This window comes from Rhizobium sp. P1_E1 (assembly GCF_056406015.1).
The window spans coordinates 1-9508 of the sequence record NZ_JBFUAY010000177.1; the positions used below are offsets into that span (position 1 = coordinate 1).

Below are 9508 nucleotides of genomic sequence, written 5' to 3' on the forward strand. Positions count from 1 at the left end.
AAATAATCCCGTACCGCCTCCATCTCGGCGTCGCGCTGCCACCATTCGCCGAAAATCCGTTCCGGACCATCGGCGCGCTTGACCTTCCGCCGCTTGCCGCGCCAGGTGATCGAGACCGGCGGCCTGTCGGGCAGCAAGGCGATGGCCTCGATCAGTTCCGGTCGGGCCAGCAGCCGCACTGGCCGGCGCCAATGACTGACCCAGGTCACTGCGACCGGATCGGCCGCGGCACTGATCCTCTGGACGGAGCGCTCCGGCACGTCGGACGCAACCGGCGCCACCCGATACACACGTTGGCCACGGTTGCCGTAGATATCGATCAGCGGCGTCACGTCGGTGACCTCGTCCTCGACCAGCGATGAGGATTTTTGGCGCTCCTCCAGCGGCTCAGCCATGACGGCGACGAGCGTCAGCTTCTCGATCCCGAAGCCGGGCTCGATCTTTTCCGTCYGGTCACGAAAAAGCTTTGTCAGCCAGGCGACATCGCGCACCGGTTTGACCGTACCGGCGCGGATCGCCTGCCGCGTTCCATCAACCTTCTCGACGATCAGGTCGGCGCGCCGAACACCAAGGCCGCGCCGCTGTAGCTCCTCGATCAGTTGCACGACCAGTCGTCCGACATATTTGTCGATGGTCTCGGCGGCACCGATCGGTTCGGCAAAGGCTCTGGAGACCTCGACGAGCTCGGCGGTACGGATCGGATCGATCGGCTCGCAGATACGGCCGAACATCTGGTCGAGCCGCCGGCCGATCTCCGGCCCGAAGCGAAGCGTCAGCGGCGCGCGCGACGTATTGGCCAATTCGCCGATGGTCTGGAAGCCGAGCGTGCGAAGGTCGCTGACGACTGTCCCCGGAAGGCGTAGCAGCGCTATCGGCAGCTTCTCGACGGCGCGCACGGTCTCGCCGATCGGCACGATGACCGTCTCACGGCTGATGGCACGGGCACAGGCATGCGCCGTGCCCCAGGTGTCGGCGACAGCGATGCGGGGCGTGAGCTTTCTGGCCAGGAACTGGTTGGCGATCCTCGTCACCATCGGCAGTTCGCCACCCTGCAGGTGATCGGCGCCTTCAGTATCCATGACAATGCCGTCGATCCCATCGACCGCGACAACAGGGGAATAGAGCGTCAGCGCCCAGAGCGTGATCCGCTCGAGTGCTGCGGCATCCGTTGCAGGATCTGCATCGACCAGCATCAGGCCGCGAAACAGCGCCTGCGCTTTGGCAGCCGGCATGCCGACATGAACGCCGGCTTGTCTGGCGGCCGCGTCGGCGGCCGACACCCAACGCTTCGAGCCGCTCCTGGCGATCACGGCGATCGCCTGTTCAGGCGGAATAGACGGATCGGCGCGACGAATGCGATCCGTCGGYAGATCCGGAAGATAGATCGAGACGACCCTTGTCATCGCACGCCCTCACGAGAAACTCAGCACATTCACCCGCTTTCACGCGCATCAATTCCAGCAACCATTGGGCTCTGCCGACACCCGGCACTGGCAATTCCTCCGACGGCATGACGCTGACCCGCCACCTTGTGGTCGATGCCGTCGGCTGTCCGAAATCATTCGCCTCCGTTTGCCTGCGCCAKCGCCGGACCGCGAGGGCCATCGTTCCGGTTCGCTCGGCCGCCAGCTGCAGCCGGCGGGAGCCGACCATGGGCAATCGGACAAGTTCACCAACGACGGCGCCAAGGCCGCCGAAGGACAGCCCCTCCTCCATATTGGCGAGCAYGTCCTCTTCCTTGTCGGACTCGACGAAGATCACCCGGTCGGCATGGAGGCCGACCTCAGCGAGTGCCGGAAAAAACAGGTCCGGCCGCGTCAGGCACCAGACGATCGGGCCTTTGGTGCGCGCTGCGATCCCCGCCGCAAAAAGTGCTGCCGCTGCACCATCCACCGTGCCCGGCCCGCCACCGGCAAATTCGTGCAGGGCGCCATAGGCAAGGCCACCGCCCGGCATGACCGCATCGATTTCCGGCACGCCGAAGGACAGACAGCCGGCCTTTCTGGCCGGCACGCCCTCCAGCGAAGCGATGCGCTCGCGCAGATCGGAAATCACCCGTTCACGGGCAGCAGTCATCGTTCACGGCTCCCTTCAAGGTCGTGTTGGCGGCCGACATCATGTCGATCAAAATGCGGATGTTCTCTATCTGTTCCCGAACAACGGAAGAGTCAAGCAACCGGAGGGATGGGAATATTATCCTGAACATTAGGAATCGGAAGAATACCCAGGAGAATCAGGTGGGTAGCGGCTGAAGTTTTTTTCGGAGCGTCTGCGAGCGCTACTCCCTTTGTGTGAATTGCGGGGACAAGTCGGCATCGTCACAGTGTCTTTAAGATTTTTCTGCTGAACTGTCGGCATGACGAAGCCTCCGAGATCAAAACCTCTCCTTCGTGACACCGAGGCTCCGATCCGCTCAAAGCCGCGCAAGAAGCGCAATCCGGCCCAGCCACAGCTCCCTTTCGATCCCATGCCAGACCGCGTCGAACCTGCGTTGGCGCAATTGAAGAGCCATCCTCCACAGGGGAAAGAATGGAGCTGGGAGCTGAAATGGGATGGCTATCGCCTCGCTGTTCACATCGAGCCTCAAGGGACAAGGATCCTCACCCGCGCCGGCCATGACTGGACGCACCGCTTTCCGGCGATCGTAGTGGCCGCCCGAGGGCTCGGGCCGGCGACGATGATCATCGATGGTGAGGCGGTCGTGCTTGATGAAGAGGGGCGTCCCGACTTCGGGCTGCTGCAGCAATCGCTCGGCGCATCCGGCGGACATGCCGGCAACCGGGCCTCCGACGCCATCTTCTACGCTTTCGATCTCATCTATTTCGACGGACACGATCTGCGCGGTGTCGAATACCGATCGCGCCGGCATCTCCTCGATGACACGTTGAACGGCAAAGACGGCGCTATCAGGCTGTCGGAAACATTCGACACTGAACCAACCGTCCTGCTGGAACATGTCTGCCGCCTTGGCCTGGAAGGCATCGTCGGCAAACACCTCGATCGGCCCTATCGTTCCGGCCGGACCGGGGATTGGGTGAAAGTCAAATGCGTCCAGAGCGAGGCTTTCTTCATCGTCGGCTATGAGATGTCATCGGCATCCCCTGCCGGCTTCGGGTCGTTGGTGCTTGCTGCCTATCGCGGAGCCGATCTCGTCCACGTCGGGAGTGTCGGCACGGGCTTCAAGGAAGCCGAGGCCGTGAGGTTACGGAAGATGCTGGACAGGCTGCGCTGGAAGCGAAGGCAGCCGCCCCTGCCCTATTCCGGAAGTGCCGATATTGTCTGGGTCGAGCCGACCCTGGTCGCCGAGATCGAGTTTCGCGCCTGGACGACAGACGGCAAACTTCGCCATCCATCCTACAAGGGCTTGCGAGAACGCCAGGACAATGCCGACGTCTTCCGGCTCGACTAGCGAAATCAGCGCCATACGCTAGATTGTCGTCCGTTCGAGCTCGGCGGAGTAGATATCTAGCATGTGCAACCTTTATCGCATGGAAGACAAGGACTGGGTCGCGAAGTGGGCCCAGGACGCTGAAAGTCTGATCAACCTGATGCCCGCCTACCAGATGAATCCCGATCAGATGGGGCCGATCGTTCGCAACACCGCCGACGGGAAGAAACAACTGGTCCATGCGCGCTGGGGACTGCCCTCSCCGCGCTTCRCRCTYGARAAGGCSGCCAAAGCCAAGGCCGAGAAACTTGCGRCCAAGGGCAAGSCMTTCGATCTCGAAGAACTGATCCGCATGGAGGCTGACCGCGGTACGACCAACGTGCGCAAGCTCAGTTTTCCGCATTGGACGCGATGGTTCGGCGTCGAAAACAGATGCCTCGTCCCGGTCACCAGTTTTGCGGAACCGGATCCGGCCAGCCAGGAGGAAGGCGGCAAGGTGCCCAATGCATGGTTCGCCCGCGACGAGGAGAAGTCGCTGATGTTCTTTGCCGGCATCCATGTGCCGCAGTGGCAAAGTGTGCGAAAGGTTAGGGATGGCCTGACCAYCGACGATCTCTATGGGTTTTTGACCACGGATCCCAACGACCTGGTGAAGCCAATCCATGGAAAGGCGATGCCGGTCCTGTTGCTGACGAAGGAAGAGACGGACACMTGGATGCGGGCGCCATGGGAAGAGGCCAAGGAACTGGCCCGCCCATTACCGAATGACGCGCTGATCATCTCGTCACGCGAACCGTACGGATCCACGATCGTTTCGAAATCCGGAGAGCTCGCGGAACAGGGCAGTCTGCTTTGACGCCTGAATTCCGGGCTTGTATCGAAAACGAAAAAGCCTGCCGCGGGAGGAGGTGCGGCAGGCTTTTTCAAAGAATGAACAACGGCTGGGAGGAGGAGTGCCGCTGTTCCGTCAGGCGCCCCTGGGAGGAGGAGTGGGTCGCCTGAAACACGAAGCTCTGCGGGAGGAGGTGCATTGCTTCGGTGAACTGAAGATACCAGAGACTGCTCACATCGCCAGGGCCCAGATCGCAGTGCAGCCATGCATATGTTGCAATGCAATATGAATCTGGTGCTCATTTATTAGCCTTTAAGGTTCCAAACGCAGCTTTCTCCGTGCTGGGCTCGAAACCGAGAACGAATTCGATCACCTTGGCGGTGGACATTTCGCACGGCTTCAGTGTCGACCCCGGTCCAGCCAACCGATAGAGGTTGAAGCTGACGATATCTGTTCCGCTAAGCACCTCGCCATAGAGCCAGGTCCGTTTGCCATCCTGCGACCGCTTGACGGTCACGCCCCATGATCGATGATCAAAATATCCGTCGACATAGCCGTCGGGCAATTTCGCAAGCGCGTCTTCGAACGTCGCTAGAAGAGGTGGAGGTGTTTCTCTGCAGGCCGTCATGGTGCCAGGCATTCGTCGCAGATCCCGCAGCCATCGTCATCCATGCTCGATGCCGGACGCAACTTTCGACAGCATGGACAGGTCGTTACATCCGACGCGCACGTCTCTTCGCGGTCCGGCAGAAGAATCTCAATGTAGAATTCCGACAGCGTATCGGCCGCGCTTCGATCCATGGCGACGCTCCAGTTCGGGGTTACACTAGAGATAGTATGCCTCGACGGCTGCGCAAGCCGGCAGATCGCTGTCAGGGCGATCCATCTTCACTAGATGTGGAGCCACAATCAGGCGCCATTTTGGCGATTTTTCTCCCGTGCCGATCAGATGACAACAGGAAGACTTGCTCGGCAATGACGGCAGCTCGAAGTTTGCGGCGTGCTAAGATAAGCCCTTGTTGCATGTACATTCGAAGTCACATGTAGCAGGGTGGGTTCAAGGATGAAGTGCGACACGCCAATGGGGGTTTTGTAACGGCTCTATTGCACCCTTTCCAGCGGAAAGGTTCAACATTACTCGTGCCTTTATTATCGAAATGCGCGAAGTTATTGTGTGATTTCCACCACCACGCGGCCACGAATTTTCCCCACGACTATGTCTTCCGCAATCTGCGGCAGAGCCGACATAGGCTCGACCCGCGTCAACGACTCGATATGCTGCCGACTTAGGTGCCGGCTGAGGGTTTCCCAGGCGCGCGCTCGTTTCGCCATAGGCGCCATGACCGAGTCGACGCCAAGCAGCCCTACACTTCGCAGGATATGCGGCAGGACCGATGCTGGAAGGTCGGCACCACCAGCAAGGCCGCAGGCCGCAACTGCGCCGCCGTAGACCGTCTGCGAAAGCACGTTCGCAAGCGTCGTGGAGCCGACGGAATCGACTGCCCCTGCCCAGCGCTCCTTCTGAAGTGGGCCTCCCTTCTCGCTCAGCGTAGCACGGTCGATAAAATCCGTGGCGCCGAGTGACGCGAGATAATCATGCGTTTCCGGCCGACCCGTCGAGGCCGCCACCTTGTAACCCTTGTTGGCAAGCAGGCTCACGGCCACGGAGCCGACGCCGCCCGCCGCTCCAGTGACCAGCACGTCCCGATCATCGACGCCGATCGCTCCCCAATCCTCCAGGGCGTTGACGCAAAGCGCGGCAGTATAGCCAGCCGTTCCGATCGCCATGGCCTGTTCCAGAGAAAACTCCTGCGGCAGTGCGATCAGCCATTCCGCCTTGACACGCTGGTATCGGGAATAACCTCCCCATTCGGTTTCGGAGAGCCCCCAACCGTTCAACACAACCTTGTCACCGGCAACCCATTTGTCCGAGCGCGACTCGACGACGACGCCGGCAAGATCGATACCGCCAACCATCGGCGTGCGGCGCGCAATCCTTCCCTTGCCGGAAAGGGCCAGGCCGTCCTTGTAGTTGACCGTGGAAAACGCAACTTCGACCAGAACGTCATGGTCGGGAAGATCGGCCAAGGTCAACTGCCGGAAGCCGGCCTGTTGTTTGCCATCAACCGTGTCGATCACCATTGCTGTGAAAGAATCTGACATGGAATTCCCTTGAACTTCAATGCTTCTGAGGATGTGAGCCGACCAGGTTCAGGACGACACCTGCTCGCTCGCCCGGCGGCCGCGCGCATCGAGCGCGGCGCTATAACTATCACGCACATAGGCGAGGAGATTTGCCAGCGCCGCCGTTGCTCCGCCGACATCGCGATTGCTCAGCGCCTCATGGATCTGCTGGTGGAAAGCAACGACTTGGCGGCGCTCGCGCACCCTGAAGACGATCATGTTCGTGATCGGAATGAAGGATTCGATCACGATGTACATCATCAGCTTCAAGGGGCCGTTGCCGGTCGAGTCGACCAGGGCCCGATGGAAGCGCACATCGGAAGCGCAGAAATCCTCATCGCTGACGTCCTGATCCCGCTGCAAGGCGATTTCAGCGGCCATGGCCTGCAAGCCCTCTTCGCTGCGGTTTTCGCAGGCAAGCCGACAGCAGATCGTTTCCGTCTCAAGCCTTGCGGTAATGATTTCGTCGATATCGAAAGCGCCGATGCCGACGAGGAGTGTCGCGGCACCGGTAATCGCCTTCGACAGCCCTTCCGGATCGGGCCGCATCACGAAATTGCCGCCAAGGGGGCCGCGACGCGATTGAATGAGGTTCTGCGCCGCCAGACGCTTCAATGCCTCGCGCACCGTTGGGCGCGAAATTCCAAAGCTACGGGCAAGATCCTCTTCCGTCGGCAAGCGCTCATCGATCTTCAGACGCCCGTCCAGGATCGCGGACTTGATATTCTCGGCGACCTGCTTGGCGATGCCAGATCTTACCACTTCGTCATATCTAAGATTCATAGAGCTCCATCCTTCGCTCGAAAGCATTGATGCCATGCCTTCATCGAAAAGGCTATAGGTATTTAAATATAGGTTTGACAAATATCAGATAGGCGATAACCTGCCCTCGATCCAGATAACCAGGGGAACAGAATGGGCGGATCGATCGACCGGGCGCTCGCCGCTCATCCCTTACTTGCGCCGTCTTTGCGGCTGTGGGAATTGCTAGCCCGCCTCAACGACAGGCTGGACAAGAACGCTGTTGTCGTCGGCCCGGATGTCGGTGACGCCTATTGCGCGGACGCGACAGACGAGCGCGGCGTGCGGCCGTCCATCCTGTTTCGACCCAGAGATACCGCGTCGGTGTCGGCCATTCTTTCTGCATGCGACGCCCTTCGCCAGCCTATCGTCGTGCAAGGCGGACGCACTGGTCTTGCAGGGGCCGCGCGGCCTATGGCTGGCGAGGTTGCGCTGTCCCTGGAGCGGATGAGCGCGATCGAGCCCGTTAACGAGGATGCCGGCACTGTGATCGCTCATGCCGGTACGACCCTGCAGGCTGTCCAGGAGACCGCCGCCAGCCACGGCTTCATGTTCGGCGTGGATATTGGCGCGCGCGGCACCTCCACCATCGGCGGCAACATCGCCACAAATGCCGGCGGCATTCGCGTTCTGCGCTATGGCATGTATCGCGCCCAGGTTCTTGGCCTGGAGGCCGTGATGGCGGACGGCTCGGTGCTGACCAGCCTAAAAGGCCTTTCGAAGGACAATTCGGGTTTCGATCTCAACCAGATCTTCATCGGTAGCGAAGGTACGCTCGGCGTCGTAACCCGTGCCTGTCTGCGTCTTCATCCGAAGCCACAGTCACTGGCAAACGCATTTTGCGCACTTCCTTCGCTCGGCGCGGCCATCGCTCTCCTGCGGCGCCTGCGCCAGAGGTTGGGACCTTCCCTCTCCGCTTTCGAAGTCATCTTCCCCGCCGTCTATGCCGGCGTTCTCAACCGTACCGGCGCACCGCCGCCTGTGCCGGCGGGTGCCGGAATGTATGCGCTTATCGAGATGCAGGGACAGGACGAAGCGGGCGACGAGGATCGCTTCGCGGCCGCGCTGATGGAATGCTACGAGGAAGGCATCGTCAGCGATGTCGCGGTTTCCCGCTCGCTGCGCGACTACCATGCCATCTGGGCGTTGCGCGATGCGGCGAGTGAGTTCATTTTCAGCATGGACCAAGTCGCGGGCTTCGACGTAAGCCTGCCCATTTCTGCGATGCAGCGATTCCTGGACAGGGCCGCATCCGAAATCGCAACTGTCGATCCTGCCGCTTCCATCTACATTTTCGGTCATCTCGGTGACGGCAATCTCCATTTTCTCGTTCGCACACACCATTATGACCGCGTCGCGGACGCAACCCTTTCCTGTGTTGCCAGCGAAGGCGGATCGATATCGGCCGAACATGGCATTGGCCTCGAAAAGAAGAAGTGGCTGGCGCTCGTTCGCAGCCCGACGGAGATGGCCGCCATGCGCCGTCTCAAATCGGCGTTCGATCCCAACAACATCCTCAATCCCGGCCGCGTTTTCGACATGGAACCCGCAATGCCGGCGGAGCGCTCATAAATGTCCACTCTGCCCGTCGCCGCACACTCTGAAGATCGGCCCAAGGCCTCCGCAGCGACGACACCCAGCCTCGATGACCGCTACACGCTCGATCGGGGAAGTATCCTCGTTTCCGGCACGCAGGCGCTCGTTCGCCTGCCGATGATCCAGCGTCAGCGCGACCTTGCGCGCGGATTGAACACCGCCGGCTATGTCTCGGGATATCGCGGTTCGCCACTTGCCAGCTTCGACCGCGAAATTGCGCGCGCGAAGAAATATCTCGACGACCATCATATCCGCTTCCAGCCCGGCCTCAATGAAGACATGGCCGCCACAGCCGTCTGGGGCACGCAGCAGACAGCGATGTTTCCCGGTGCCCGCTATGATGGCGTCTTCGCCATGTGGTACGGCAAGGGACCTGGTGTCGACCGCAGCATGGACGTGATCCGCCACGCCAACGCCGTTGGCACCAATCCGAATGGCGGCGTTCTGCTGCTTGTCGGAGACGATCACGGTGCCGTTTCGTCGACCCTGCCGCACCAGAGCGAGCATAATCTGATCTCCGCGATGGTGCCGCTGCTGTCGCCAGCCGGCGTCGGGGAATATATCGACTACGGATTGCTCGGCTGGGCGCTCAGCCGCTATTCCGGCGCCTGGGTCGGCTTCAAATGCCAGACGGAAATTGTCGAGTGCACCGCGACGGTCGAGCTCGACCCCGATCGGCCCGCCATCGTCTATCCCGACGGCAATGG

At 60.9% G+C, this 9508-nt stretch carries 8 protein-coding genes and 1 pseudogene; 4 read left to right on the top strand and 5 right to left on the bottom strand.

Annotated elements, in window-relative coordinates; all coding sequences use genetic code 11:
• Positions 1-1403 (bottom strand): Y-family DNA polymerase (locus AC1D1Z_RS30175; RefSeq protein ID WP_477852542.1); only part of this gene is annotated, 1403 nt, incomplete at its 3' end.
• Complete coding sequence (locus tag AC1D1Z_RS30180; RefSeq protein ID WP_477852544.1) at positions 1324-2076, bottom strand: ImuA family protein; 753 nt, start codon at positions 2074-2076, stop codon at positions 1324-1326. The genes AC1D1Z_RS30180 and AC1D1Z_RS30175, both read right to left, overlap by 80 nt.
• Positions 2077-2356: 280 nt before the next feature.
• Between AC1D1Z_RS30180 and ligD the strand changes: the two genes are divergently transcribed.
• Together ligD and AC1D1Z_RS30190 are read left to right on the top strand one after the other, a co-directional pair.
• Positions 2357-3409, top strand: coding sequence for a non-homologous end-joining DNA ligase (ligD, locus tag AC1D1Z_RS30185; protein ID WP_128408863.1), 1053 nt, complete (start codon positions 2357-2359; stop codon positions 3407-3409).
• 61 nt (positions 3410-3470) lie between these two features.
• A complete protein-coding gene (locus tag AC1D1Z_RS30190) occupies positions 3471-4244 on the top strand; it encodes an SOS response-associated peptidase family protein (RefSeq protein WP_477852547.1) in 774 nt (257 codons plus the stop codon).
• Positions 4245-4518: 274 nt separating this feature from the next.
• On the opposite strand, the gene AC1D1Z_RS30195 is transcribed toward AC1D1Z_RS30190, so the two are convergent.
• The 3 genes from AC1D1Z_RS30195 to AC1D1Z_RS30205 all read right to left on the bottom strand — a co-directional run bounded on the left by AC1D1Z_RS30195 (position 4519) and on the right by AC1D1Z_RS30205 (position 7187).
• The gene (locus AC1D1Z_RS30195; RefSeq protein WP_128408861.1) at positions 4519-4860 is read right to left on the bottom strand and encodes a hypothetical protein; all 342 of its coding nucleotides are present in this window, start codon (positions 4858-4860) and stop codon (positions 4519-4521) included.
• Positions 4861-5387: 527 nt separating this feature from the next.
• Entirely contained in the window at positions 5388-6383 is a 996-nt protein-coding gene (locus AC1D1Z_RS30200; RefSeq protein ID WP_112907723.1) for an MDR family oxidoreductase, read from the bottom strand.
• A gap of 48 nt (positions 6384-6431) precedes the next feature.
• Positions 6432-7187, bottom strand: coding sequence for a FadR/GntR family transcriptional regulator (locus AC1D1Z_RS30205; RefSeq protein ID WP_128408860.1), 756 nt, complete (start codon positions 7185-7187; stop codon positions 6432-6434).
• A 132-nt stretch (positions 7188-7319) separates the two neighbouring features.
• On the opposite strand from AC1D1Z_RS30205, the gene AC1D1Z_RS30210 reads away from it, so the two are divergent.
• Both AC1D1Z_RS30210 and AC1D1Z_RS30215 read left to right on the top strand, forming a co-directional pair.
• Positions 7320-8777: an FAD-binding oxidoreductase gene (locus tag AC1D1Z_RS30210; RefSeq protein ID WP_112907725.1), complete on the top strand. Its 1458-nt coding sequence runs from the start codon at positions 7320-7322 to the stop codon at positions 8775-8777.
• Positions 8778-9508, top strand: a pseudogene (locus AC1D1Z_RS30215) (indolepyruvate ferredoxin oxidoreductase family protein); the annotation flags it as partial.

What these genes read in the sequence shown, in the direction of transcription:
- AC1D1Z_RS30200 (WP_112907723.1), bottom strand. Translation starts at nt 6,383, where the DNA reads ATGTCAGATTCTTTCACAGCAATGGTGATCGACACGGTTGATGGCAAA.
- AC1D1Z_RS30210 (WP_112907725.1), top strand. Translation starts at nt 7,320, where the DNA reads ATGGGCGGATCGATCGACCGGGCGCTCGCCGCTCATCCCTTACTTGCG.
- AC1D1Z_RS30195 (WP_128408861.1), bottom strand. Translation starts at nt 4,860, where the DNA reads ATGCCTGGCACCATGACGGCCTGCAGAGAAACACCTCCACCTCTTCTA.
- AC1D1Z_RS30205 (WP_128408860.1), bottom strand. Translation starts at nt 7,187, where the DNA reads ATGAATCTTAGATATGACGAAGTGGTAAGATCTGGCATCGCCAAGCAG.
- ligD (WP_128408863.1), top strand. Translation starts at nt 2,357, where the DNA reads ATGACGAAGCCTCCGAGATCAAAACCTCTCCTTCGTGACACCGAGGCT.